The 26526-nt window shown below is 42.8% G+C and carries 24 protein-coding genes; 13 read left to right on the forward strand and 11 right to left on the reverse strand.

Annotated elements, in window-relative coordinates:
- Positions 1-179: 179 nt before the first annotated feature.
- Positions 180-1898, forward strand: coding sequence for a thiamine pyrophosphate-dependent enzyme (locus PSE69_RS02395; protein WP_036941831.1), 1719 nt, complete (start codon positions 180-182; stop codon positions 1896-1898).
- Between the two features lie 181 nt (positions 1899-2079).
- Here PSE69_RS02395 and ggt read toward each other — a convergent pair whose 3' ends face one another.
- From ggt to PSE69_RS02415, 4 genes are all read right to left on the reverse strand, one after another.
- Entirely contained in the window at positions 2080-3846 is a 1767-nt protein-coding gene (ggt, locus tag PSE69_RS02400) for a gamma-glutamyltransferase (RefSeq protein WP_004926960.1), read from the reverse strand.
- 233 nt (positions 3847-4079) lie between these two features.
- Entirely contained in the window at positions 4080-4700 is a 621-nt protein-coding gene (locus PSE69_RS02405) for a hypothetical protein (protein ID WP_004926962.1), read from the reverse strand.
- Between the two features lie 289 nt (positions 4701-4989).
- Positions 4990-5592, reverse strand: a complete 603-nt coding sequence (locus tag PSE69_RS02410) for a peroxiredoxin C (RefSeq protein WP_004926964.1) — start codon at positions 5590-5592, stop codon at positions 4990-4992.
- A gap of 299 nt (positions 5593-5891) precedes the next feature.
- On the reverse strand, positions 5892-6500 hold the full coding sequence (locus PSE69_RS02415) for an acyl carrier protein phosphodiesterase (RefSeq protein WP_014656782.1): 609 nt from the start codon (positions 6498-6500) through the stop codon (positions 5892-5894).
- A 297-nt stretch (positions 6501-6797) separates the two neighbouring features.
- On the opposite strand from PSE69_RS02415, the gene queA reads away from it, so the two are divergent.
- From queA to thiL, 10 genes are all read left to right on the forward strand, one after another.
- Positions 6798-7868 carry a tRNA preQ1(34) S-adenosylmethionine ribosyltransferase-isomerase QueA gene (queA, locus tag PSE69_RS02420; protein WP_036941828.1) on the forward strand — a complete coding sequence of 357 codons (1071 nt, stop codon included), beginning with the start codon at positions 6798-6800 and terminating at the stop codon, positions 7866-7868.
- 89 nt (positions 7869-7957) lie between these two features.
- Positions 7958-9085, forward strand: coding sequence for a tRNA guanosine(34) transglycosylase Tgt (gene tgt / locus PSE69_RS02425; protein ID WP_004926970.1), 1128 nt, complete (start codon positions 7958-7960; stop codon positions 9083-9085).
- A gap of 93 nt (positions 9086-9178) precedes the next feature.
- Positions 9179-9511: a preprotein translocase subunit YajC gene (gene yajC, locus PSE69_RS02430; RefSeq protein ID WP_004926971.1), complete on the forward strand. Its 333-nt coding sequence runs from the start codon at positions 9179-9181 to the stop codon at positions 9509-9511.
- A 28-nt stretch (positions 9512-9539) separates the two neighbouring features.
- Entirely contained in the window at positions 9540-11387 is a 1848-nt protein-coding gene (secD, locus tag PSE69_RS02435) for a protein translocase subunit SecD (RefSeq protein WP_014656779.1), read from the forward strand.
- Positions 11388-11397: 10 nt separating this feature from the next.
- Positions 11398-12366, forward strand: coding sequence for a protein translocase subunit SecF (secF, locus tag PSE69_RS02440; RefSeq protein ID WP_014656778.1), 969 nt, complete (start codon positions 11398-11400; stop codon positions 12364-12366).
- Positions 12367-12544: 178 nt separating this feature from the next.
- Positions 12545-12994, forward strand: coding sequence for a transcriptional regulator NrdR (gene nrdR / locus PSE69_RS02445; protein ID WP_004926977.1), 450 nt, complete (start codon positions 12545-12547; stop codon positions 12992-12994).
- 4 nt (positions 12995-12998) lie between these two features.
- Positions 12999-14114: a bifunctional diaminohydroxyphosphoribosylaminopyrimidine deaminase/5-amino-6-(5-phosphoribosylamino)uracil reductase RibD gene (gene ribD, locus PSE69_RS02450; protein WP_121874724.1), complete on the forward strand. Its 1116-nt coding sequence runs from the start codon at positions 12999-13001 to the stop codon at positions 14112-14114.
- A gap of 102 nt (positions 14115-14216) precedes the next feature.
- A complete protein-coding gene (gene ribH / locus PSE69_RS02455) occupies positions 14217-14687 on the forward strand; it encodes a 6,7-dimethyl-8-ribityllumazine synthase (protein WP_004926982.1) in 471 nt (156 codons plus the stop codon).
- Between the two features lie 26 nt (positions 14688-14713).
- Positions 14714-15130 (forward strand): transcription antitermination factor NusB, encoded by a 417-nt coding sequence (gene nusB / locus PSE69_RS02460; RefSeq protein ID WP_004926984.1) that lies wholly within the window; start codon positions 14714-14716, stop codon positions 15128-15130.
- Between the two features lie 135 nt (positions 15131-15265).
- Positions 15266-16255 (forward strand): thiamine-phosphate kinase, encoded by a 990-nt coding sequence (gene thiL / locus PSE69_RS02465; protein ID WP_014656776.1) that lies wholly within the window; start codon positions 15266-15268, stop codon positions 16253-16255.
- A 588-nt stretch (positions 16256-16843) separates the two neighbouring features.
- On the opposite strand, the gene dxs is transcribed toward thiL, so the two are convergent.
- From dxs to xseB, 3 genes are all read right to left on the reverse strand, one after another.
- Complete coding sequence (gene dxs, locus PSE69_RS02470; RefSeq protein WP_014656775.1) at positions 16844-18712, reverse strand: 1-deoxy-D-xylulose-5-phosphate synthase; 1869 nt, start codon at positions 18710-18712, stop codon at positions 16844-16846.
- A gap of 252 nt (positions 18713-18964) precedes the next feature.
- Positions 18965-19882, reverse strand: a complete 918-nt coding sequence (ispA, locus tag PSE69_RS02475; protein ID WP_004926990.1) for a (2E,6E)-farnesyl diphosphate synthase — start codon at positions 19880-19882, stop codon at positions 18965-18967.
- Positions 19883-19885: 3 nt separating this feature from the next.
- The gene (gene xseB / locus PSE69_RS02480) at positions 19886-20137 is read right to left on the reverse strand and encodes an exodeoxyribonuclease VII small subunit (RefSeq protein ID WP_004926992.1); all 252 of its coding nucleotides are present in this window, start codon (positions 20135-20137) and stop codon (positions 19886-19888) included.
- A 219-nt stretch (positions 20138-20356) separates the two neighbouring features.
- Here xseB and thiI point away from each other — a divergent pair, with 219 nt between their 5' ends.
- Positions 20357-21808, forward strand: a complete 1452-nt coding sequence (gene thiI, locus PSE69_RS02485; protein ID WP_004926994.1) for a tRNA uracil 4-sulfurtransferase ThiI — start codon at positions 20357-20359, stop codon at positions 21806-21808.
- A 59-nt stretch (positions 21809-21867) separates the two neighbouring features.
- Here thiI and yajL read toward each other — a convergent pair whose 3' ends face one another.
- Both yajL and panE read right to left on the reverse strand, forming a co-directional pair.
- Complete coding sequence (gene yajL, locus PSE69_RS02490) at positions 21868-22461, reverse strand: protein deglycase YajL (RefSeq protein ID WP_004926996.1); 594 nt, start codon at positions 22459-22461, stop codon at positions 21868-21870.
- Complete coding sequence (gene panE, locus PSE69_RS02495; RefSeq protein WP_004926998.1) at positions 22424-23335, reverse strand: 2-dehydropantoate 2-reductase; 912 nt, start codon at positions 23333-23335, stop codon at positions 22424-22426. The genes yajL and panE overlap by 38 nt, the downstream gene beginning before the upstream one ends.
- Positions 23336-23576: 241 nt before the next feature.
- Between panE and PSE69_RS02500 the strand changes: the two genes are divergently transcribed.
- Positions 23577-24068, forward strand: a complete 492-nt coding sequence (locus PSE69_RS02500) for a YajQ family cyclic di-GMP-binding protein (RefSeq protein WP_014656773.1) — start codon at positions 23577-23579, stop codon at positions 24066-24068.
- A 44-nt stretch (positions 24069-24112) separates the two neighbouring features.
- On the opposite strand, the gene PSE69_RS02505 is transcribed toward PSE69_RS02500, so the two are convergent.
- On the reverse strand, positions 24113-25480 hold the full coding sequence (locus PSE69_RS02505; protein ID WP_004927003.1) for an MFS transporter: 1368 nt from the start codon (positions 25478-25480) through the stop codon (positions 24113-24115).
- Between the two features lie 151 nt (positions 25481-25631).
- Complete coding sequence (gene cyoE, locus PSE69_RS02510) at positions 25632-26519, reverse strand: heme o synthase (RefSeq protein ID WP_004927005.1); 888 nt, start codon at positions 26517-26519, stop codon at positions 25632-25634.
- Positions 26520-26526 lie beyond the last annotated feature (7 nt).

A 26526-nucleotide genomic window follows, 5' to 3' on the forward strand; every position in this document is an offset into this window, starting at 1 on the left:
TTAGCTCCTTTTTTACTTCTTATTCTGACGGAAAAATATCATAAAAAGAAAGGTTTAAAATAAAAATAGTGCTTTTAATTGCAGTTATTACTTATTGTGATATTAATAATATAAATATGTAGACAAGAGTCATCTGTGATCTTTTGTTTATAAGAAATAATCTGCTATTGGAGCCTTGCATGAAAAAAAATGTTGCTAGCGTGATTGTTGATATTCTCCAAAATTCAGGTGTGAAGCATTGTTATGGCATCGTTGGTGATACTTTAAATTATGTCACGGATGCGATACATGAAAGTAAGATGGAGTGGATCCATGTAAGGCATGAGGAGGTTGGGGGATTTGCCGCCGGTGCCGAATCCTTTATTTCAGGCCAACTCACCGCATGTGCAGGCTCCTGTGGACCTGGAAGCTTACATTTTATTAATGGATTATATGAATCACATCGCAATGGCGCGCCTGTTATTTTGATTGCAAGCCAATTAGATACTAATACAACCGATAGTTCTTTCCCTCAATACGTCGATTTTAAATCCGTTTATAGTGAATGCTCAGTATTCTGCGAAGAAATTATTAGCCCTGATAAAGCGATTGAAGTGACAAAAAATGCCATTAGTGCAGCTTTAAGTCAAAAAGGTGTCGCTGTTATTATTCTTCCAGTAAATATAAGTAAGTCTGAAATAGACTATCCAAATAAAATAGCCGTCAATTATCATCAACCGCGAATTATCCCTGCTCAAGAAGATATTAAAGCGCTGGCAGATGTATTAAATAAAGGTAAGAAAATAGGTATTTATGCGGGGATTGGTAGTAAAGATGCCAGAGGAGCACTTCTTCAATTGGCAGAAAAATTAAAAGCGCCAATTGCACATACCTCACGAGCCAAAGATTTTATTGAATATGATAACCCATATAATGTGGGAATGACGGGAATGATCGGTATTGAGTCCGGTTTTACCATGTTAAAAAACTGCGATACTTTGCTGCTGTTAGGTACTGATTTCGCATGGCCTCAATTTTTCCCTGAAAAAGCAACCATCGTACAAGTTGATATTAATTTAGAAAATATCGGTAAACGCCACCCTGTCAATTTAGGGCTTAATGGTGATGTCAATGAAACCTTATTGCAATTATTGCCTTTAATTGACAATAAAACCGATGATGAGTTTTTACGTAAATCTGTCGATTTGCACAAAAAGACACTCGAAAAAATTAGCTGGCTAGAAAAAGGGGCGAAAGCTCATGTCATCCACCCTCAATACCTTGCTCAGCTACTCGATAAGCATGCAGATAGCGACGCTATTTTTACGGCAGATGGGGGTTCTGCAATGGTTTGGATGCTGCGCTATATCAATACCAATGGGCAGCGAAGAACATTAACGAGCTTAAAACATGGCACCATGGCTAACGCAATGCCTCAAGCATTAGGATTGAAAAAAGCGTTTCCTAATCGCCAAGTGATCTCTATGTCAGGTGATGGTGGGTTAGCGATGCTATTAGGCGATCTACTCACTATGACGCAAGAAAAATTGGCGGCAAAAATCGTTATCATCAACAATAAATCGCTTAACTTTGTTGAATTAGAACAAAAAGTTGAAGGGTTATTGAATAACTATACCGATTTAGAAAACCCTGATTTTGGTAAGCTGGCGAGTGCGTTAGGGATGTTTGGTGAATCAGTTGAATCCCCAGAAGCATTGGAGGACGCTGTTATCCGCTTCCTAAATTATAATGGCCCAGCGGTATTAAACGTGCATACTTCACCGAATGAATTGGTTATGCCACCGAATGTAGAGCTTAATAGTGTTGTCGGTATGGGGCTTTATACGGCAAAAGCGGTTTTACATGGTCGTAGTGAAGAAGCGATCAGCCTTATTGTGGATAATTTTATTCGTAAATAACGCAAGGTAATTTCAGGTCGTGGGTCAACATCAAGGTGTTTGGCTGCGGCCATAAGAGATTGTGAAAACCATTAAAAATATCAATTTGTTGATTTTTTAGTAGATAACACTAAGCGGGTCTCCCCGCTTAGCTAATCATTTAAATGGCGGGTTATCCCGCCATTTGTTTTAAATGTGGATTTTAATCGACACCAACGGCTTTACCGGCTGGACGACGAACATCATTTGAACCGTAGATATAGCCTTGGCGAACTTTGCCTGAAACTGCGGCATCATTGCCTGATGAGTCTGTTTTATCTCCTTTAGCATCCGGTACGGGCACCATAATTAACTCTGCTGCGCCCCATGGTGTTTGTTCTACCATTTTGTAACCCATCTTATCGAGCAACGCTAAGGTATCTTTAGAGACACCACGCTCCTCATAGTAAACTTCATCGGGTAACCATTGATGGTGGATACGCGGTGCGTTCACGGCTTCTTGAGGAGGCATTCCATGGTCAATGATATTTAGGGCGGTTTGCAATGTGATTGAAATAATCCGTGACCCGCCTGGGGAGCCGAGCACTAAGAACACTTTACCATCTTTGGTCACTATGGTTGGGCTCATCGATGATAGTGGGCGCTTACCAGGAGCAATCGCGTTTCTTTCACCTTGAACTAAACCATACATATTTTTCTCACCGACTTTGGTGGTGAAATCATCCATCTCATCATTTAAAAAGAACCCTGTACCAGGCGGGATCACCACGGAGCCGAAACGTCCATTGATGGTATAAGTCGTTGAAACCGCATTACCTTTGTCATCGACAACAGAGTAATGAGTGGTTTCTGGTTTTTCATGTGGCCCTACACCGGGTTGGACTTGTGTTGATGGCGTTGCTTGGTTAGGTTTGATCTCTTTACGTAGCTCTTCTGCGTAGGCTTTACTCAATAACTTGTCGGTTGGGTTATCGACAAATGCCGGATCGCCTAGGAAAGTGTTTCTATCCATGTAGGCATGGCGCATTGCCTCTGTGAGAGTATGAATATATTCTGCCGAATTGAACCCCATCTCTTTAAGGTTATAGCCTTCTAAGATATTGAGTGTTTGGCAGATGGTTACCCCACCCGAGCTAGGCGGTGGTGCTGAAATAAATTTATAGCCTCGATAGGTACAGCTAATTGGTGTGGTGTCGGTGATCGTATAATTAGCAAAATCTTTTGCGGTTAAGATCCCCCCATTCTTTTTAGACGCTTCTTCTACGATCTTCGGTATTTCGCCTTCATAGAAAGCTTTAGGGCCTTCTTTCGCAATTTTTTCAAGGGTATTGGCTAAGTCGGTTTGTACTAACAGATCGCCGGGTTGAAAGGCACTACCATTAGGTTTTAAAAAAATGCGTGCGACTTCTGGGTCTTGCTTAAAGCGATCGACAGTGGTATCTAGGACATCGGTATCTGCCCGCGTTAAAACAAAACCTTCTCTGGCTAATTTAATTGCCGGCTCCATGACTTGCTGGCGGCTCATTGTGCCATATTTTTCGAGCGCATAATCAAGCCCTTTTACCGTTCCCGGAACCCCCGATGCGAGGTAACCATAGAGGCTGGCATCTTTTATTAAATTACCATTCTTATCTAAGTACATATTAGCGCTAGCGGCTTCTGGGGCGGTTTCTCTAAAGTTGATAAAAAGATCTTTGCCATTAGCAAGGTGAATGGTCATAAATCCGCCGCCACCAATATTCCCACAGCATGGATTAACCACGGCTTGGGCATATCCCACAGCAACAGCCGCATCAACTGCATTACCGCCTGCATTAAGGATGTCGGCACCAATTTGAGAGGCTAGGTGTTGAGAAGACACAACCATTCCTTTTTTGGCCTCGACAGCAGGTTCTGAGGCGGCAAAGAGTTGAGGTGAGATAAGCAGTGAAAGTAATAGGACAGAGGGGCGCCATGATGTTTTTATCATTCGTATCTCCCGATGAATAAAATGGAATGGGCTTTTTATGAAATTGAGTAACACAATTAACTAATGTGATTCATTTGTTAATTAATTGTGTTCTTTATGTATAGCATAAAATAGCTGGAGAGACTGAAAGATACAATCGAGAAATGTTAACAATGTAGTGAAAAAATTAACTTAAAAATATAAAACAATGGGTTAAGCAGAGCCTGATCGTGGCTCTGCTTAGGGAGACCAATTTATTTTTGGTTGAACAATGCAATATGGATCCAGCCGTTATTGGTCAGTACCAATGGGCTTTGTTGTGATTTTTCAGCACGCTCTTGAGTTGATTTGATTTGTGGGTAGGCGGCAATGACTTTTTCATTTTTGGCCCAAGGTGCCACATCTTCGATTTTTTGTTTAAAGTTAGCGATAGAGATTTTTTGACCACCGCGCTCAGCTGGCTCTGTGAAATTCGTGACTTCAGTGACCACTAACTTACCTGTACAGAAGCTGCCACGCCCAGAAAATTCGGCTTTTGCCTCATCAAAGAATTTTTGACCTTCACTCGTTAAGGTAAATTCAACACCTTCACCTGTTTGTTCTGTTCCCCACATATCTTTGATAACGACTTTTTTTTCTGATTTGTTTAATAATCCAGCATCAACCAAACTATCTAATTGTTCTATTTTTCGAGTATTTGCTTGTGCTAAAAGCTCAGCAGGGAATGGGCCAGTATTGATACAAATAGCCGATTTAGTATCGAGATAATCTTGAATGGATTTTTTGAAATTACTTTCAGAGGCTGTTTGGTTGTTATCACAGCCTGCAAGCAAAGTACCAGCTATAACAACCGATGCTAACAGTTTAAATTTCATCGTTTTTTCCTACTTTACGATTGACGCTATATTGAGTTAAAAATGTAACTATTTATGGATAAATGTAACCATATTATAAATAGCAGTCCTGTAAAAGTATGGTGCGCTATATATCCTCAGATATATTGTTCTTTAGCATCAATTAAGAACTTTCTAGCAATAATTATTTGAAAAAAGACGAATAAAAAGCAGAGAATAAAGTAAAAGCGGGCAAATGGGATTGTCAAAAATAAAAAATCGGCATAAACCGAAGTTTATGCCGATCCATAAAAACAGTAAACGCTATGAATTATAGGCCAGTTGCGTTTTTAGTCAGGTAGTCAGCAACACCTTTAGGTGATGCGTTCATGCCTTCTTTACCTTTTTCCCATTGCGCTGGGCAAACATCACCGTGCTCTTCGTGGAATTGCAGCGCATCAACCATACGCAGCATTTCATCGATGTTACGGCCGAGTGGTAGGTCGTTAACGACTTGGTGACGCACAACGCCATTTTTGTCGACCAAGAAAGAGCCACGCAGAGCAACGCCAGCTTCTGGGTGCTCAATGCCGTATGCTTTCATGATTTCACGTTTGACGTCAGCAACCATTGGGTATTTCACTTCACCAATACCGCCGTTATCAACAGGAGTTTTACGCCATGCGTTGTGAACGAATTCAGAGTCAAAAGAAACACCGATTACTTCCACACCACGTTTTTTGAATTCTTCATAACGGTGGTCGAACGCGATAAGTTCTGAAGGACAAACAAAAGTGAAGTCCATTGGCCAGAAGAAGATCACCGCTGGACGGCCGTTTAGGTGATTTTTCAGGTTAAAGTTGTCAACAATTTCACCGTTACCTAGAACAGCTGCAGCAGTAAAGTCAGGGGCTTGACGTGTTACCAGAACCATAATTTACTCCTATGAGTTTGAATTAAAGGTTTTATATCCATAATAGTTTAAACCACTTATTGGACCGCGTTAGGTGCCTAGTAATAGCGCTATTTTGCTGCTAGGAAGCCTTTCGCTGGTTGCCAACAAACCGTTCAAATTATTTAGGCAATATATCAAGAGAGAATATGAAATTCCCTACAAAGAATAAAGGTATAAATACCAATTTCTGTGATAGTTTTTATCTATCAATTATACTTATTTAACAAATTGATATCAATACAATAGTTTTATTACGGTAAAGTACAAGTGATAATTGATCAAGGCTTCAGTGTTGTGAGGTGACCGACAAATATTCCTTGTTCAGCCTGTTGTATCATTTGCGGATAAAACTGGAAAAAAATCTGTTCAAGTGGCTTATATTGCAATAAAAAGTCATCAAAAGAGCCGCTAAGCGCATGTAGTTTAGGCCGCCGACGTGCCATTCCATTCAACGATTGCCCTATATATGTTTTATCTGCATAGCGAATTAACCAATTTTGGGGCCAGAGAAACTCATTTAACTCCTGAAACTTTTCAGGCGTATGACGCAGATTAGGTTCAATTTGGCGACGTGCATAATAGATAAAATCGGCCAATCCGATAGTTTGTTCGATTTTAGACCAATGCAATGAGAGGAAATGATCCCATACAAGGTCAAGTGTGATCGGCGCGACCCGACGGTAATCCGGCCTGAACAGTGCGCGCGCTTCTTTGACTAAAGGGTGAGAGTCTGTCGCCTTATCAACGGCTCGATGCATAGTGATCCCCGCGACAACATCGGGCGCATAATGGCCTTCTGGGTTGCCACGAACGAAGTCGGCCATGATATTGCCCAATAGGGAGCTATTCGCTTTATAGGCAAGATGCAAGTGAGCAAGAAAGTTCATGTTGATATCATATACTCGATGCTTGGTAAATTATAGCCCGTTTACTGTGCACGCATCTTTAGATGTCTATGGTCTGTTGTTTTAACACGGATCTGAAATTGCCTAGAGATATCCGTTTAGCACGAAATCGAATAGCAAACAGCGATGCAGCGATGACATAAGGAAGAAAATTTTCGTGACTTGAGAAATATTTGTTAAATATTGAAGGTTTTTTCGGCAAAAATACGCTTATTTCTTGCGCCTTTGAGTGCTCAGCACTAGACTAGTCGCCTGTTTTTTTAGATTGAAGTTAAGACAATGCGTGTTTCCGATTTTACTTTTGAGTTACCTGAAGAATTAATTGCCCATTATCCTCAAGCGCAGCGAAGCGCATGTAGACTGCTAAGCCTTGATGGCCCAACGGGGCAGCTCACGCATGGTATTTTTACGGATATCCTTGAGAAACTGTCACCCGGTGATCTGCTGGTGTTTAACAACACGCGAGTCATTCCAGCAAGGCTATTTGGTCGTAAGGCGAGCGGTGGCAAAATCGAAATGCTGGTCGAACGAATGCTGGATGAGCATCGCGTACTTGCTCATATTCGGGCATCTAAAGCCCCGAAAGAGGGTGCAGAGCTGATTTTAGGTGAAGATGAAAGCGTTAATGCGACTATGGTTGCGCGCCATGGGGCTTTATTTGAAGTGCAGTTTGATGATCAGCGCGATGTATTGAGTATCCTCAATGAAATCGGGCATATGCCATTACCACCTTATATCGACCGCCCTGATGAAGAATCGGATAAAGAACTGTACCAAACCGTTTATAGCCAACGTCCTGGCGCGGTTGCAGCTCCTACCGCTGGCTTGCATTTTGATGAGCCTTTATTGGATGCACTACGTGAAAAAGGCGTTGAAATGGCGTTCGTCACCTTACACGTCGGCGCGGGAACCTTTCAACCCGTGCGTGTTGACACTATCGAAGATCATGTCATGCATTCTGAATATGCAGAGGTGCCACAAGAGGTTGTGGATGCCGTATTGGCATGTAAAGCGAGAGGTAACCGTGTGGTCGCTGTCGGAACCACTTCTGTACGCTCATTAGAAAGTGCGGCAAAAGCGAGCCAAGATGCGCTCATTGCCCCATTTTTTGATGATACCCAAATCTTTATTTATCCAGGGTTTGAGTATCAAGTGGTTGATGCTTTGATCACCAACTTCCATTTGCCAGAATCGACACTGATTATGTTAGTTTCTGCATTTGCTGGATATCAAAATACTATGCAGGCCTATAAAGAAGCAGTAGCACAAAAATATCGTTTCTTTAGTTATGGTGATGCTATGTATATCACGCGTAATCCTGATGCTCGTTTTGAGCAGATTGGGCAGTAATGTGAGTTAGATAGGCGGTGGATAAGCTGCTCGCCTGTGAAAGTTAATATCAGCAACAGACTGTTTTTCTGCTGCTAGGAGAAATAAACGTGAAATATGAATTACAAACCACGGATGGCAATGCGCGTCGTGGGCGCTTGATTTTTGAGCGTGGCGTGGTGGAAACCCCCGCTTTTATGCCTGTTGGTACTTATGGAACAGTCAAAGGGATGACCCCAGAAGAGGTCAAAGAAACAGGTGCACAAATTCTGCTTGGTAACACCTTCCATTTATGGTTGCGCCCAGGGCAAGAGATCATGAAATTGCATGGTGACTTACACGATTTTATGCAATGGCAAGGTCCTATCTTGACTGACTCAGGCGGTTTCCAAGTCTTTAGCCTTGGTGCTATGCGTAAAATTAAAGAAGAAGGTGTGCATTTCCGTAACCCTATTAACGGTGAAAAAATCTTCTTAAGCCCTGAAAAGTCAATGGAAATTCAATACGATCTCGGCTCAGATATCGTGATGATTTTTGATGAGTGTACGCCATATCCTGCCGATTGGGATTACGCGAAGACATCCATGGAGATGTCCTTACGTTGGGCTGCACGTAGCCGTCAACGCTTTGATGAATTAAACAACAAAAACGCACTATTTGGCATCATTCAAGGTAGTGTTTACGAAGATTTACGTGATATTTCAGTTAAGGGGCTGGTAGAGATCGGCTTTGATGGGTACGCTGTAGGCGGCCTCGCGGTAGGCGAGCCAAAAGAAGATATGCATCGTATCTTAGAACATGTATGCCCACAAATTCCGGCGGATAAACCTCGCTATTTAATGGGGGTTGGTAAACCGGAAGATTTAGTTGAAGGTGTTCGCCGTGGCATCGATATGTTTGATTGTGTGATGCCAACACGAAATGCGCGCAATGGTCATTTATTTGTCACGAATGGCGTGGTAAAAATTCGCAATGCGAAGTATAAATCGGATACTTCAACACTCGATCCTGAGTGTGATTGCTATACTTGCCGTCATTATAGTCGTGCGTATTTACACCATCTCGATCGTTGTAATGAAATTCTTGGCGCAAGGCTAAATACCATTCATAATTTGCGTTATTATCAGCGTCTAATGGCTGGTATTCGTCAAGCGATTGAAGATGGTAACTTTGAAGAGTTTGCGAAAGATTTCTATCAGAAGATTGGCAAAAGCCAACCTTCATTAAATATGGAATGAATTTAAGTGCGAAATGAGCTTAATCTGTGTAGCATATTAAGCTTTGCTGTACTTATGTTTTAAATAGCGTTCAATAACAATGAGGAAAGTTGAATGAGTTTTTTTATTTCTGAAGCAGCGGCATCTGCAGGCGCGCCAGCACAGGGCAACCCGTATACGATGATTATTATGCTCGCCGTGTTTGCTTTGATCTTCTATTTTATGATTTTACGTCCACAGCAAAAACGTGCTAAAGAGCATCGTAAACTGATGGAGTCAATCACTAAGGGCGATGAAGTTTTAACAACAGGTGGTTTGATTGGTCGTGTAACCAAAGTTTCTGATAATGGTTATGTTGTTCTTGAACTGAGTGAGAACACCGAAGTAACTATCAAACGTGATTTCGTTGCTGCTGTTTTACCTAAAGGCACAATGAAAGGTATTTAATTTCTGATTTTTCCCGAAGGGAACTGCCGTGCTAAACCGTTATCCTTTGTGGAAGTATCTGATGCTGATCGCTGCGATCCTCATCGGTCTGCTTTATGCGCTTCCAAACCTATATGGTGAGGATCCGGCTGTTCAAATCACTGGCGTGCGGGGAACCGCCGCCAATGAGCAAACGCTGATCCAAGTCCAAAAAACGTTAGAAAAAGACAATATCCAGAGCAAATCTATTGCCTTGGAAAATGGGGCTGTACTTGCCCGATTCAACAACCCGGATATTCAATTGCGCGCTCGTGAAGCACTGGTTAGCGCTCTGGGTGACCAATATGTTGTTGCATTAAACCTTGCACCTGCAACACCTAAATGGCTAGAAGCTGTTGGTGGTGAGCCGATGAAACTCGGTCTAGACCTGCGTGGTGGGGTTCACTTCCTCATGGAAGTCGATATGGACACTGCATTAAGTAAATTGCAGGAACAAAACATGGACGGTATACGTAACGATTTGCGCCAAGCAAAAGTTCCGTACTCTTCTATCCGTAAAGGCGACAATTACAGCGTTGAGATCCGTTTCCGTAATGCTGATGATCGTAGCCAAGCAGAGAAAATACTCCTTCGTAAGTTCCAAGATCTTGTATTTTCTAATGGTAACAATAATACCATGACTGCAGTTATGACGGATGAGCGTCTACGTGAGGCTCGTAACTATGCCGTATCTCAAAACATTACCATTATTCGTAACCGTGTAAACCAATTGGGTGTTGCAGAACCTCTTGTTCAGCGCCAAGGTGCGGAGCGTATTGTTGTTGAGTTACCTGGTATCCAAGATACCGCGCGTGCCAAAGAAATTTTAGGGGCAACGGCAACCTTAGAGTTCCGTTTAGTTAACCAAAGTGTTGACCCAGCAGCGGCAGAAAATGGCCGTGTGCCGGGCGATTCTGAGGTTAAGTATGATCGTAATGGCTTCCCTTACGTTCTGTATAAGCGAGTCGTCCTGACTGGTGACCACATCACTGACTCAACTTCAGGTAGTGATGAAAATGGTGCGCCACAAGTAAGTATTGGCCTTGATAGCGCGGGTGGCTCTGTCATGTCTGATTTTACCCGTGACAATCAGGGTAAACAAATGGCAACGCTGTTTGTTGAATATAAAGACAGCGGGAAAAAAGATGCCGAAGGCCGTGTAATTTTGATGAAAGATGAGAAAGTGATTAACGCGGCGAATATTTCTGCGCGTTTCGGAAGCCAATTCCGTATCACGGGGATCACTGATCCAAACGAAGCTCGTCAATTGTCGCTATTGCTACGTGCTGGTGCGTTAATTGCGCCAATCCAAATCGTTGAAGAGCGTACTATTGGGCCGACTCTTGGTTTACAAAACATTGAACAAGGTCTAAAAGCTTGTTTAGCTGGTTTGTTCGCTTCAATCTTATTTATGATTATTTACTATCGTAAGTTTGGTTTGATTGCGAGTACGGCGTTGTTTGCAAACTTGATCATGATTGTTGGGGTGATGTCCTTGTTACCAGGCGCCACACTGACCATGCCAGGTATTGCCGGTATCGTACTGACCCTTGCTGTCGCCGTCGATGCTAACGTTTTGATTAACGAACGTATTAAAGAAGAGTTGCGCAATGGGCGTTCAGTCCAGCAATCTATTCATGAAGGCTATAAAGGCGCTTTCTCAAGTATTATCGACGCAAACCTGACTACACTTATCACTGCAATTATTCTGTATGCAGTGGGTACAGGGTCAATCAAAGGCTTTGCAATTACGACAGCTATCGGTGTCGCCACCTCTATGTTTACAGCTATTATTGGTACACGTGCTATCGTGAACCTGCTATATGGCGGTAAACGTATCAACAAGCTGTCAATTTAAGGAGCACGTTGTGGCACAGGATTATACTGTTGAACAATTGAACTATGGTCGTAAAGTCTATGACTTTATGCGCTGGGACAACGTTGCCTTTGGGATTTCTATTGTATTACTGATCGCATCTATCGCGATTATTGGGATGAAAGGCTTTAACTGGGGCCTTGACTTCACTGGTGGTACAGTCATCGAAGTCAACCTGAGTCAGCCAGCTGATTTGGATAAAATTCGTGACAGCCTTTCTAATACGGCTCACAAAGATCCTTTAATCCAAAATTTTGGTAGCAGCCGTGACATCATGATCCGTTTACCACCTATTGAAGGGGTTGCAGGTCAAGAAGTCGGTAAAGAGATCATCACTATCATCAATAAAAATGTTGATGAGCAAGCGACAGTGAAGCGTATTGAATTTGTGGGGCCTAGTGTTGGGGCAGAACTTGCTCAAACAGGGGCACTTGCACTGTTAACGGCGCTTATCTGTATCTTGATTTATGTTGGTTTCCGCTTTGAATGGCGTCTAGCGACAGGTGCAGTATTAGCACTTGCCCATGACGTTGTGATTACGTTAGGTATTCTATCTTTGTTCCATATTGAGATAGATATGACCATCGTGGCGTCATTGATGTCCGTTATTGGTTATTCACTGAACGACAGTATCGTTGTATCTGACCGTATCCGTGAAAACTTCCGTAAAATTCGTCGCGGTACACCGTATGAAATTATGAACGTCTCTTTAACACAGACCTTAAGCCGTACCATTATGACATCTGCAACAACACTGTTAGTGGTGCTGATGCTGTATATCTTCGGTGGCGCGATGTTAGAAGGCTTCTCATTGGTCATGTTAATTGGTGTAACCATCGGTACGATTTCATCTATCTATGTGGCTTCTGCACTAGCACTGAAAATGGGTATGAAACGTGAGCACTTACTTCCACCGAAAGTTGAGAAAGAAGGTGCTGACCAAGAGTCTTTACTACCGTAATCCCCATTGGGTGAAAGTCGGTGGCTTAGGTGACTGAATGAAAGCCGTCTGGTGTGTTCTAAAAAGATGGCTTAAACATGAAAACACCCCGTTAGACTGCAAATGTACAGTCTTGCGGGGTGTTTTTTATTAAGCTCTGGGTTACACTGTTTACCCGAAATAAGAATCAGGAAACACTATGCACTGCCCATTTTGCTCTGCTGTAGATACGAAAGTAATTGACTCGCGTCTGGTTGGAGAAGGCTCTCAAGTGCGCAGGCGTCGTCAATGTCTGCTTTGCCATGAACGCTTCACCACCTTTGAAGTGGCGGAACTTGTTATGCCACGGGTAATTAAAAGTGATGAAGTACGCGAACCCTTCGATGAAGAAAAGCTAAGTCGTGGTATGCAAAAGGCCTTGGAAAAACGGCCCGTAAGTGCTGATGCCGTTGAACAGGCCATTATTTCTATCAAATCACAACTACGTGCAACAGGGGAACGTGAAATCCCTTCTAAAATGATTGGTAATTTAGTGATGGATGAACTGAAGAAACTGGATAAAGTGGCTTATATCCGCTTTGCTTCAGTCTACCGTAGCTTTGAAGATGTACGGGAGTTTGGCGAAGAGATCGCTAAATTACAGGATTAAGAACATGATTGAACAAGACCGCATCTATATGGCGCGGGCACTTGAGCTTGCCCAAAAAGGCCGTTTTACCACTTCACCAAATCCTAATGTGGGTTGCGTTATCGTACGTGATGGTGAAATTGTTGGTGAAGGGTATCACCAAAAAGCGGGTGAACCGCATGCTGAAGTTCATGCCTTACGCATGGCAGGAGAGAAAGCGAAAGGCGCTACCGCCTACGTAACATTAGAGCCATGCAGTCATCACGGTCGTACCCCACCTTGTGCTGAGGCTTTGATTAATGCGGGTGTTCGTCGTGTTGTGGCAGCAATGCAAGACCCCAATCCTCAAGTTGCAGGTCGGGGATTATATATGCTTTCTCAAGCGGGGATTGAAACCGCAAGTGGCGTATTGATGGAAGAAGCGGAATCATTAAACCGTGGATTTTTAAAGCGTATGCGTACAGCATTCCCTTATGTTCAACTGAAACTTGCAGCCTCCCTTGACGGCAAAACGGCCTTAGAATCAGGTGAAAGTAAATGGATCACGTCAGCAGCAGCAAGGCAGGACGTACAGGTATTGCGTGCGCAAGCGAGTGCAATTTTGAGTACCAGTAGTACTGTGCTGGCAGATAACCCTTCACTGACCGTACGTTGGAATGAATTACCTGCCGAGATACAAGCTGTTTATCCGCAAAGCACATTGCGTCAACCAATTCGTATTGTTTTAGATAACCATAATCGCGTCACGGCGGAACATAAGGTCACCCAATTGGCAGGTGAATGTTGGTTAGTTCGCTCTCAACCCGAGCCTGATGCGGTTTGGCAGGGGCAAGTTGAACAGCTTGCTATTCCATCTGATGATAATGGTATTGACCTTGTGATCTTGATGATGCAGTTGGCTAAACGAAATGTGAATAGCATTTGGGTTGAAGCAGGACCAATACTCGCTGGCTCATTGTTAAAACTTGGTTTGGTGGATGAGCTGATTGTCTATATTGCTCCTAAATTATTAGGGGATACAGCGCGAGGTTTGGTGAATATTCCAGCACTTGCACATTTGTCAGATGCACAAAAATTTGAATTTACTGATGTGCAGAAAGTCGGTGATGACCTGCGTGTCAGGCTACGTCCTGTGTGGTAATAAAAGTTTTTTATCATTTTGCTAAAATTCAACCACGCGATTAACGAAAGAATGTGATAAAATCCGCGCCCCGCGGGTTATAATTAATATTAAAGGAAGGCTATGAACGTAATTAAAGGTGTTGTTGCCGCGCCACAAGCGCGTGTCGCCATTGCAATCGCTCGTTTTAACAACTTTATTAATGATAGTCTGCTGGACGGTGCTGTTGATGCTTTAGAGCGTATCGGCCAAGTGTCTCAAGATAACATCACTGTTGTCTGGGTGCCAGGCGCTTACGAGCTACCATTAACCGTTAAAGCACTGGCCGAAACGAAAAAATACGATGCTGTTATTGCATTAGGCACGGTGATCCGTGGTGGAACTGCGCATTTTGAATATGTTGCAGGCGAGTGCAGTTCAGGTCTTTCTCATGTCGCAATGAACAGTGAAGTGCCAGTCACTTTCGGTGTTTTGACGACTGAAAATATTGAGCAAGCCATTGAACGTGCTGGTACTAAAGCTGGCAATAAAGGCGCTGAAGCTGCTCTGACGGCATTAGAAATGATTAATGTACTTAAAGCTGTAAAAGGCTGATTTAGTTTTTATTTAAGGGGAATCTTGTGAAACCTGCTGCTCGTCGCCGCGCTCGTGAGTGTGCTGTACAGGCCATCTATTCATGGCAATTATCCGGTAATAATGTTTCCGATGTGGAATATGAATTTATTGCTGAACAGGACATGTCTGACGTTGACGTTATTTATTTTCGTGAACTGTTGTCGGGAGTCGCCAATAACGCTGCTAAGCTTGACCAGCTAATGGCTCCTTTCCTATCTCGCCAGCTTGAAGAGTTGGGGCAGGTAGAGAAAGCGATTTTACGTGTTGCTATGTATGAACTAAGCTACCGTGAAGATGTGCCTTATAAAGTTGCAATTAACGAAGGCATTGAACTAGCCAAAGTTTTTGGTGCTGAAGATAGCCATAAATTTGTGAATGGTGTTCTCGATAAGGCTGCGCCTTCTGTTCGTCGTAAAAAATAAAAATTGATCAGGGTTCCCTCCTGTAATACCACAGTAGTAATGAGGTAGGCTGGGTTCCGGCCTATCTTTGTCTTTTATGTCTAATTATCAGTGATGAAGTTGATAACTGGGCATAGCGAAAATGGAAAAGCTACCATGTCATATGGCGAATTTGACCTCATCGCGCGTTACTTTAACCGTCAAACAACAAACAGACGGGATGTGAATATTGGTATTGGTGATGACTGTGCGTTGATGACCATCCCAGAAAAACAGCAGCTTGCTGTGAGCACCGATACATTAGTTTCTGGTATCCACTTCCTTCCTGAAATTTCTCCAGCCGATCTTGCTTACAAATCATTAGCGTCTAATTTAAGTGATCTTGCTGCTATGGGAGCAGATCCGGCATGGGTTTCTCTAGCGATCACACTACCTCATGTTGATCCAGATTGGTTAGAGCAATTTAGCGATAGCTTATTTGAGCAAATTAACTATTACGGTATGCAGCTAATTGGCGGTGATACAACGCGTGGACCAATGAGCCTAACTTATACCGTACATGGCTTAGTACCGAGTGGGAAAGCATTGTCACGCTCAGGAGCCCGTAATGGCGACTGGATATACGTGACGGGCACACTAGGTGACAGCGCTGCGGGTTTAGCAATATTACAGGGGAAATTAGATATTGCTGATGAGAGCCAAAAGTCATGGCTAATTGGGCGTCATCTGCGTCCTCAGCCGCGTATTTTACAAGGGCAGGCGTTACGCCACTTAGCTTCTTCCGCGATTGATATTTCTGATGGTTTAATTTCCGATCTCAATCATATCCTCAAGGCTAGCGGCTGTGGCGCTCGTATTAATCTTGATGCTTTACCACTTTCCGAGGCGTTGCAACAAAACTGCTCTGTAGAGCAAGCACGCATTTGGTCGTTAAGTGGTGGTGAAGATTATGAGCTTTGCTTTACGATCCCTGAAGTTAATCGTGGTGCTTTAGAAGTAGCATTGGCTCATACAGGCGCTAATTTTACGTGTATTGGTCAAATAAAACCGCAATCAGAAGGGATCAGTTATTATTGTGATAATCAGGCGGTTGATGTTGCCCTTAAAGGGTTTGATCATTTTGCATTAACAGATGTTAATAGTTAAGTTGATAAAATAATCATGCTGTTTAGTGAACCCGTGTCAGTGATTGAGACGGGTTTTTTATTTTAAGCGATCAAAAAAGATCTTTTTGTTATCGTAATAATCCGTGTTGTTATTTTATATAGATTACAAAGAGGTCATTACCGTGATTTTTTATAGAAAAATATAATAGGTTCTAGATAGAGGATATTAAAAATAGCGATTAGAAAATTAGAGGGAATTACTTAATCTATTGAATCTATTTGATTTATTTTCTTTTTTGCAAAAGAAAGCTGCCAAAAGGCAGCTAAAATAAAAATGAGGCGTATATCTCATATAAATATGAGACATTTATGTCAATAATGACAAAAATTATTATGAGGGTAATTGGGTATTAACTTCATACTGAACTTTATTTGAGATAAAAGCAAGATCCTTTTAAAAGAATTTTAGCTTAGTTTGATCTTATCGATGATCAAAATAATTTTATCTTAAATAAGAAAAATGAAATTTCACATAAGGAAGCGGGGATTGTAATGGAAGATCGATTAAGGAAGAATATTGAGAAAAACAGGTATTGTTATTATCACAATACCTGTTTTTTACTATAGGTTATGATTTCTGCTGATATTGTTCGATTGCGTGAATAATACCTTGACTATCGAGACCTAAGTCCGCAATAAGCTCTTCTTGGCTGCCTTGCGGTATAAAGAAATCAGGTAAACCAAGATTTAATACAGGTATCATCTTATGTTCGCGCATCAGAAATTCGTTAACACCACTGCCTGCACCACCCATAATGGCATTCTCTTCTAGCGTGACTAACATGTCATGGCTGTTTACCATATCGAGGATCAGTGCTTCATCTAATGGCTTAACAAAGCGCATATCAACAACGGTTGCATTAAGCGCTTCGGCAGCGACGAGCGCATGTTTGAGTAATGTACCGAAGCAGAGGATGGCAATTTTTTCCCCTTGGCGACGAATGACCCCTTTACCAATTGGTAGTGGTGCAAGAGGTTGTAATTCTGCTCCAGTGCCTGTTCCGCGAGGGTAGCGTACCGCGCTAGGGCCATCTTTATAATGGTAACCAGTATGTAGCATTTGGCGGCATTCATTTTCATCACTTGGCGTCATGATAACGAGTGTTGGAATGCACCGTAGGTAAGAGATATCAAATGCCCCTTGGTGAGTTTGGCCATCAGCCCCAACAATCCCCGCACGATCAATGGCAAATAAGATAGGGGTTTTTTGAATCGCAACATCATGGATCACTTGATCGTAACCGCGCTGCAAGAAAGTGGAGTAAATCGCGACGATCGGATTATAACCACCGATAGCTAAGCCAGCGGCAAAGGTAACGGCATGTTGCTCGGCGATGGCGACATCGAAGTATTGGTTAGGGTACTCTTTGGAAAAACGCACCATTCCTGACCCTTCACGCATAGCCGGTGTGATAGCCATGAGCTTATCATCGTTTTGGGCTTCTTCGCATAGCCAATCCCCAAAAATCTTAGAAAATGTAGGACGGGTCTCTTTACTCTTAGGCAGGGTAAATGTGCTTGGATCAAATTTAGGAACAGCATGCCAACTGATCGGATCTTTTTCAGCAGGCTCATAGCCACGACCTTTTTTGGTCATGATATGTAAGAACTGAGGCCCTTTCAGATCACGCATATTTTTCAAGGTTTGCACAAGCGCAACGACATCGTGACCATCAACAGGGCCGATGTAGTTAAAACCTAACTCTTCAAACATGGTGCCAGGAACGACCATGCCTTTGATATGTTCTTCTGTTTTCTTTAATAGCTCTTTAATCGGCGGCATATTAGAAAACACTTTTTTACCACCTTCACGCAAAGTGGTGTAGAGCTTGCCAGAGAGCAGGTGAGCAAGATGGTTATTCAGCGCCCCAACATTTTCAGAAATCGACATTTCGTTATCGTTGAGGATGACTAACATATCAGGAGCAACATCACCGGCATGGTTCATGGCTTCAAATGCCATACCCGCAGTAATCGCACCATCCCCAATGACACAGACGGTTTTGCGGTTTTTATCTTCTTTTTCAGCGGCAATGGCCATACCTAAACCGGCACTAATTGAGGTTGATGAGTGACCAACGCTCAATACGTCATATTCGCTTTCGTCACGCCAAGGAAAGGGATGCAAACCATTTTTTTGACGAATGGTATCAATGCGATCTCGGCGACCTGTTAAAATCTTATGGGGGTAGGCTTGATGGCCCACATCCCAGACAAGGTTATCGAAAGGAGTTTTATAGACATAATGTAATGCAACGGTGAGTTCAACGGCGCCTAAACCAGAGGCAAAGTGACCGCTAGATCGACCAACACTACTAAGTAAAAATTGCCTGAGTTCATCACACAGCTTCGGCAGGCTTTCTTTCGGCAGCAGACGTAGCTCTTCCGGTGTTTCTGCCAGCGCTAGTGTTGGATACTTAGCGATATCAATACTCATTAGGGGGCCCACGACTATTTATAATTGTTAATAAGGTAATAACGCTGGTTAATTCCAGCGTTTGAATTTAGCTATTATGCCACTTTTATTATCAATAGTATGAATAGAAAGCAGCATTGTATACTCGTTATGATCTCGATGGCAGCGTTATTGACTATGTTCACGCGTGCTGACCATAGATTTTTGTATGATCCTAGCAACTTGTTCGCTTCTCGCCTAGCCGCATCTTTAATCGTTTGAGAGTATGTAAGATTAGCTTTTACGCTCGATAATGAAATTCGCTAGGGCGACTAAAGTTTGTGTATTATAGCCTTCTGCTTCAATGGCTTTTAACGCTTCCAACGCATTATAATACAGCTCGCGAGCTTTTTCTTGAGCCGCTTCAAGTCCTAGCAAAGATGGATACGTGCTTTTCTCATGCTCAGCATCAGCGCCTTGGCGTTTGCCTGTCACTTCACTATCACCAATCACATCCAAAATATCATCTTGTACTTGGAATGCGAGGCCAATAGATTCTGCATACTTATCTAATGCAGGTAGTGCCTTATGTCCTTTTATTCCAGCGGCATAAGCACCCATACGAATAGCTGCTCGTATTAATGCACCCGTTTTGTGTTGGTGAATACGTTCAAGGGCTGCAAGATCAACACGCTTGCCTTCAGCCTCAAGGTCGAGTGCTTGACCACCACACATACCCGCTAGACCACTGGCATAAGCGAGTTCTGACAACATAGCAATTCGGTCTTTGTCAGTAACATCAGGCATTTCTGCGGAAGACAGTAGCTGGAAGGCTAATGTTTGTAGCGCATCACCCGCCAAAATGGCATTCCCTTCACCAAATTTGATATGGCAAGTGGGTTGCCCACGCCGTAGGTCATCATCATCCATAGCAGGGAGATCATCATGAATTAATGAGTAGGCGTGAATACACTCAACCGCTGCCGCTGGCGCATCAAGATTAACAGAATCGACACCCAGCATGCTTCCTACAGTATAGGTCAAAAACGGGCGTAGGCGTTTCCCCCCAAGTAGTGCACCATGTTTCATGGCAGCGGCAAGGGGTAAATCAGAGAAAGGAAGCGCATCTAAGGCATTTAGTAAATACTGGTTAACTCGCTCATACGCTTGTTGTTGCTGTATCGTGAAGCTATTAGGGTGTTGTTCGGACATAATTTATTCGGTATCTGGTGAAAAATCATCAAGAGCTTTATTTTCATCATCGCTAAGCAGGATTTGCACGCGTTGCTCAGCCTGTTGCAGGACTTTTTGCCCTTGTTTAGCGATTTGGATGCCTCGTTCAAACTCATTGAGCGCATCTTCAAGTGGTAGTGAGCCAGACTCAAGGCGAGAAACAATTTCCTCAAGTTCTTTGAGTGAGTTTTCGAAGCTAACTACAGGTACTTGCTGAGATTTTTCTTTAGCCATCTTTCTTTAACCACAAATATTTAATCATTCAATCAAAGGATTGTATTAATTGAGCAGACTAACTTAGTCTCGCGCTGGATACAATTTATTATTGGTGTTTTTAGATTCAACACACAAGATAGTGCTATAATACGCCTCTTTATTGACAATTGGTAACCTGTACGTGTGTCACTTTTAAAATACGTTCACTTGCCCCTATAACATTAACATGCTGCTATTATGAAGTTTATCATTAAGTTATTCCCAGAAATTACGATTAAAAGCCAGACCGTTAGGCTACGTTTTATTAAGATCCTTACCAGCAATATCCGTAATGTCCTGAAGCCGTTGGGCGAAGAAATCGCGGTTGTCCGTCATTGGGATAACATTGAAGTGCGTGTTAAAGGGGAAACGAAACACGACGAAATTTGTGACATGCTGACGCGCATTCCCGGTATTCACCATGTGTTAGAAGTTGAAGAAAAACCGTTCACCAGTTTGCACCATATTTATGAGATGGTGCATGACTCTTATGCGCCTTCGCTAGAAAATAAAACTTTCTGTGTGCGCGTCAAGCGAAGAGGGAAGCATGAGTTTACTTCTATTGAGGCGGAGCGCTATATCGGTGGTGGCTTAAATCAACATATTCCTTCTGCGAAAGTGAAGCTGACAGCCCCCGATGTTACGGTGCATTTAGAGATAGAAGACGAAAACTTGATCCTCGTAAAAGCACGCTATGAAGGTATTGGTGGTTTCCCTATTGGGACGCAAGAAGATGTATTATCACTGATCTCTGGGGGCTTTGACTCTGGGGTATCAAGTTATATGTTGATGCGCCGTGGTTGCCGTGTTCATTACTGCTTCTTTAATCTAGGTGGAGCGGCTCATGAAATTGGTGTTAAACAAATTGCCCACTATCTCTGGAACCGCTTTGGTAGTTCCCATAAAGTCCGTTTTATCGCGGTTAATTTTGAGCCTGTTGTGGCAGAAATCTTAGAAAAAGTAGATGACGGACAAATGGGCGTTGTCTTGAAACGCATGATGGTCCGTGCCGCTTCAAAGGTTGCTGAACGCTATGGCGTTCAAGCGATAGTGACAGGGGAAGCATTAGGGCAGGTATCAAGTCAAACATTGACCAATTTGCGTTTGATTGATAATGCGTCTGACACTTTGGTGTTGCGTCCTCTTATCTCTCATGACAAAGAGCATATCATCAAAATTGCCCGTCAAATTGGCACAGAAGATTTTGCGAAAACCATGCCTGAATATTGTGGTGTGATTTCGAAAAGCCCTACTGTTAAAGCAGTGAAAGCGAAAATTGAAGCGGAAGAAGCTAATTTTGACTTTAGTATCTTAGATCAAGTCGTTGAGCAGTCACAAAATATTGATATTCGCCAGATAGCCCAAGAAAGCCGTGAACAAGTCATGGAAGTGGAAATGGTGAGTGAGCTTGCGCCTGAGCATGAAGTGATTTTAGATATTCGCTCTACGGACGAACACGAAGAGAAGCCATTATCCATTGAAGGGATTGAGGTTAAGCATATCCCGTTTTACCGCTTGGGTACTCAATTTGGCGATTTACCAAAAGATAAAACCTACTTGTTATATTGCGAGCGCGGGGTGATGAGCCGTTTACAAGCTCTTTATTTGCAAGAGCAGGGTTTTAATAATGTAAAAGTCTATCGCCCGTAACCGAGTCATGTCATAACTAAGATAAAGGCCGAACGGTATCATCGTATCGGCCTTTACTATTACTGTTCTAAATAATCATTAATCCCATTAGGTAAAATTAATTGAGATGCAACCTTGCCGGCGATATCGCGGCCAACCAGCAACTCAATCAATTTCAAGGCGAAATCAAAGGTTGTTGCTGGCCCTTGGCTCGTTAATAAGTTGACACGCTCATCAAAATAGACTCGCTTATCAACCCATTTATTTGCCGCAATTTGATTTTTCATCGTGGGATAACCTGTCATATTCCCGATTGGAAATAACTGGTGGTATTCCAATACCAAAGCAGGAGCGGCACAAATCGCGGCTACAATTTTACCATCAAGGTGCATTCTCCTCGCTTTTTCCACGACTAATGGGCTGTCGCGGAAGGTTTCGGCTCCTTTTACTCCACCGGGAAGAACAATCGCATCAAAAGGTTCATCAGCCACCTTGATAATTGGGGTATCAGCGACAATTCTGACGCCTCTAGAGGCGGTTATTTCAATAGAGCCATCGTCAGTCACACTTGCTAATGTAACCTTGATCCCTGCTCTTACTAATAAATCAGCAGTGGTTACGGTTTCGATTTCTTCACTACCATTGGCGATGCATATCAGTACGGAAGCCGTCATTTTTTTCTTCTCGCTGTTTAATAAAATGGTACAAACGATCATTCTCTGGTGTACTTAGGCCATGTGCTCTTGCTTGTTTAATGAGATAGCCTGTAATGTAGTCGATTTCGGTTCGTCGCTTATTACGAATGTCTTGTAACATTGAGGAGTAGTTACTCGCCGTACTGTGAATAATGCCATAAATATAGTCAACAAGCTGGGCTTTATCAGTATGCAGTCCTTCAATAGCCATCACTTGGCATATTTCATCAATTAGCAAATTAATTTGCTGTGAATGATTGAGTAAATCACCATTTTTACAATTATGAAGAATAGTGAGAGGATTTATCACACAGTTGACGGCAAGTTTCTTCCAACACGTCGTCAGGATCTGGTTATGCCATGCGACATCTGGAAGGGCCTCATGCAAAATATCGGCAATGGGGTAGTAATTTTCAGCCAGTGAGTTAACGGCTCCGATATGGGTTATACCATTAGCGACATGAAAAACTTGGTTGTTTTCTTGCCAAGCTGCGTGGGTGGTGATGCCGGATAAAAAAGGATGGCGTAAAGTGCCTAATTCATCAAGGGTCCCCATGCCGTTATGAAGTAACAGGATCGGGCAGGCGTCTGGTATATTATGCAGTAAAGGCAGTAGCGCATCGGAGACTTGCCATGCCTTCAAACACACAATAACCAATTCACTGTTTTGTAAATGATTGAGGTTGTTGCAAGGGATCCATTCACGAAAAATACGGCCATCGGGTTCGTTGACATCAACAAATAAGTCAGATTGGGCTATACGTAGCCAGCCTTGTATATCGTGCCCTTGCTGACTTAACGCGGCGAGCCATAATTTACCAATAGCACCACAACCGATAAGCGTTATTTTCATATTCCCCCTCTGGGTATTAGTCAGATTCAAGCCAATAGTTATTTAATGGTCAGTTTTAACCCTTTCAAATTGCAGCTAGGTGTTAAAATCGTCATCTGATGGGTAAACACATAGCCAATGGTGCTGCGCTTGAAGCCCGACGAGTATAGATGCTTGTAAATTCATATATCAAGTATAGTGCTTTTGCTCTTAATAGAAAGAAGCTATCATGCATCACATTGATTATCAGGAGGTCATAACCATGCCATCATTTGATATTGTATCTGAAGTAGAAATGAATGAAGTGCGTAATGCGGTTGAAAATTCCGAGCGCGAATTAACCACCCGTTGGGACTTTAAAAATGTGGCGGCAAGCTTCGAACTCAATGAGAAGAGTGAATCTATCAAAGTAACGAGTGAGTCGGACTTTCAAGTTCATCAGTTGTTAGACATTTTACGTGAAAAAATGGCAAAGCGTGGCATTGATGGCGCTGTCTTGAATATTCCCGATGATGTTGTGCACAGTGGCAAAACTTACAGTGTTGAAGTGACGTTAAAGCAGGGGATTGATGCGGCAACGGCTAAAAAAATTGTTAAGTTAATTAAAGATAGCAAACTGAAAGTTCAAGCTCAGATCCAAGGTGAGCAAGTGCGAGTGACAGGCAAATCACGTGATGATTTACAATCAGTGATGGCACTTGTCCGTTCTGGCAACCTAGGCCAGCCATTCCAGTTTACTAACTTCCGTGACTAATAGGCACAACAGCCCGCTGCTGGTATTGCCGCGGGCTATTTGTATTAATCTTCACCTTTAATTATTGCTTCTAGTTGTTCTCGCGTTGTCAGTTTCCTATCCACTTTCACATAAACGCCCATTTCATCGGGAATAATGACGGCTTCTAATACACCCGGCAGCGTGGAAAGTTGAGCTTGTAACTTGTCGATATTTTTAAATCGATGAGGTAAAACAAGACGAATACTGCTGACATAAGGAGGCTGCCGCATGGTCAGACTCACGATAAACCAAATGGCTGTTAAGGCTAGCCCGCCAATAAATACGGCTGCCGCTCCATCCATATCATAGAGCCACCCACCGAGTATGCCGCCTATCGCCACACCTAAAAACTGGCTGGTGGAATAAACCCCCATTGCGGTTCCTTTATAGCCAGCGGGAGCTTCTTTACTGATCAATGAAGGGAGAATGGCTTCCATAATATTAAAGGCGACAAAAAATAGCTGTAATCCTAAAAAGATCACCCACAGATGGTTTCCCGATAACCATAAAGTGACCTCAGCTAACGCCAAGATAAAAATACATAGTAAAAACACCTGTTTCATTTTTCGGTGTTTTTCAGCATAGATAATAAAGGGAAGCACTGATACAAAGGCGATCAGCATGGTAATCAGATAAGCCTTCCAGTGATCTTTTGCCAAGTATCCCGCATGAGTCATGATTAAGGGGAAGGCAACGAAGCTCGACATAAGCAAAGTATGTAGGCTTAAAATGCCAAAGTTGAGTTTTAGCAACTGGGGGTTCGTTATGACTGTACGCAAATTCTCTTTTACGAAAGCGGATTCGCGGTTAGTCATATGCTGATGGCTATTAGGCACCACAAACAGGGTGACCACAATAGCACCGCCCGCTAGTAGGGTGATCCCCCAAAATAACCCACTTAATCCAACCCAGTGGGTGACGATTGGTCCTAGGACTAATGCGATAGCAAAAGTGATGCCAAAGCTAATCCCTAAAAAAGCCATGGCCTTGGTACGATTCTGTTCGCGGGTAAGGTCAGAAAGTAATGCCATAACGGCAGCAGAAATCGCTCCAGCACCTTGTAAGGCACGACCAATAATGATCCCCCATATGGAGTCACTAAGTGCGGCGAGTACGCTACCAATGATAAATATCATCAACCCAACTACGATTAAAGGTTTACGGCCAATTTTATCTGACATCAAGCCGAAAGGGATTTGGAAGATGGCTTGGCTTAGGCCATAAATACCAATCGCGACCCCGACCAAAAGCTCTGATGAATCTTTAAGGTGAATACCATAACTGGTTAATATGGGTAATACCATAAACATCCCTAGCATTCTTAGGGAAAAAACAGAGCCTAGCCCCCATGTCGCACGTAATTCGGAGCGGGTCATCTTGTTATCATTCATGGTAAAGCCTCGGGTATAGACGAAAAAGGTTATTCTATTGGGGAACCTAGAGGTAGGTAAATGAATATTTAATCATTATTAATAATCAATAATGATGTTATAAATGAAAACGGCAGGACTGGCCTGCCGTTGGGAGTTATTGTGTCAGAAATTATCTAACTAAAGCTATAACAGTATCGGTTGAAACTGTTGGGTCAACTGACATCATGACACTCAATGAAGTGATCGCCACAATGGAGAAGATAAACAGTTTACGAGCCCAAACACGGTCATCATTTTCGGTTTTAAACCCAGAAATTGCCATGCCAAGCCACCAAAGACTGACCGCAGCACCCACAACCAGATATTTATAACCAGCGTATCCGCTGATAGCTAACATGAGTGTGGCAACCATGAATGCCAAGATGTATAAGAAGATATGTGTCTTAGCGACAGAGATCCCTTTAATTACAGGCAAAACAGGAATATTAGCTGCTTTATAGTCTTTAAAACGGAAAATCGCGATGGCATACGAATGAGGCATTTGCCACAAGCTGAAAATCAATAACAGGATCAATGCACCTGTATCGAACTCATTTGTGACAGCGCAATAACCGATAACCGGTGGAGCTGCGCCAGATAAACTACCAATTAGCGTGCCATAGACTGATTTACGTTTCATATATAGGCTATAAATACCTACATAAACTACGAAACCAATTACCGCAAGGAGCATTGCCAGAGCATTTGCTGCTACAAGAAGTAGCAGCATGCCAGCAATACCTAATGCAGCGGCGTAAATCAGGCTAATTTTCGGGTCAATCAGCCCTTTAACTAAAGGGCGATTCTTCGTTCTTTCCATGATACGGTCGATATCACGGTCGATATAGTTGTTAAAAACACAACCAGAAGCGACGACCAGTGATACACCCAGCAAAGTCGCAATAAACAGCGGGTAATCAATCGAGCCTTTTGAGGCGAGAAGAAAACCGCCGATCACAGAAATTAGATTTCCGAAAATAATTCCTGGCTTGGTCACTTGCAGGTATTGCTTAAACATATCGGCA

Origin of the sequence: Providencia sp. PROV122, assembly GCF_028482365.1 — a bacterium.
GTDB lineage: Bacteria > Pseudomonadota > Gammaproteobacteria > Enterobacterales > Enterobacteriaceae > Providencia > Providencia stuartii.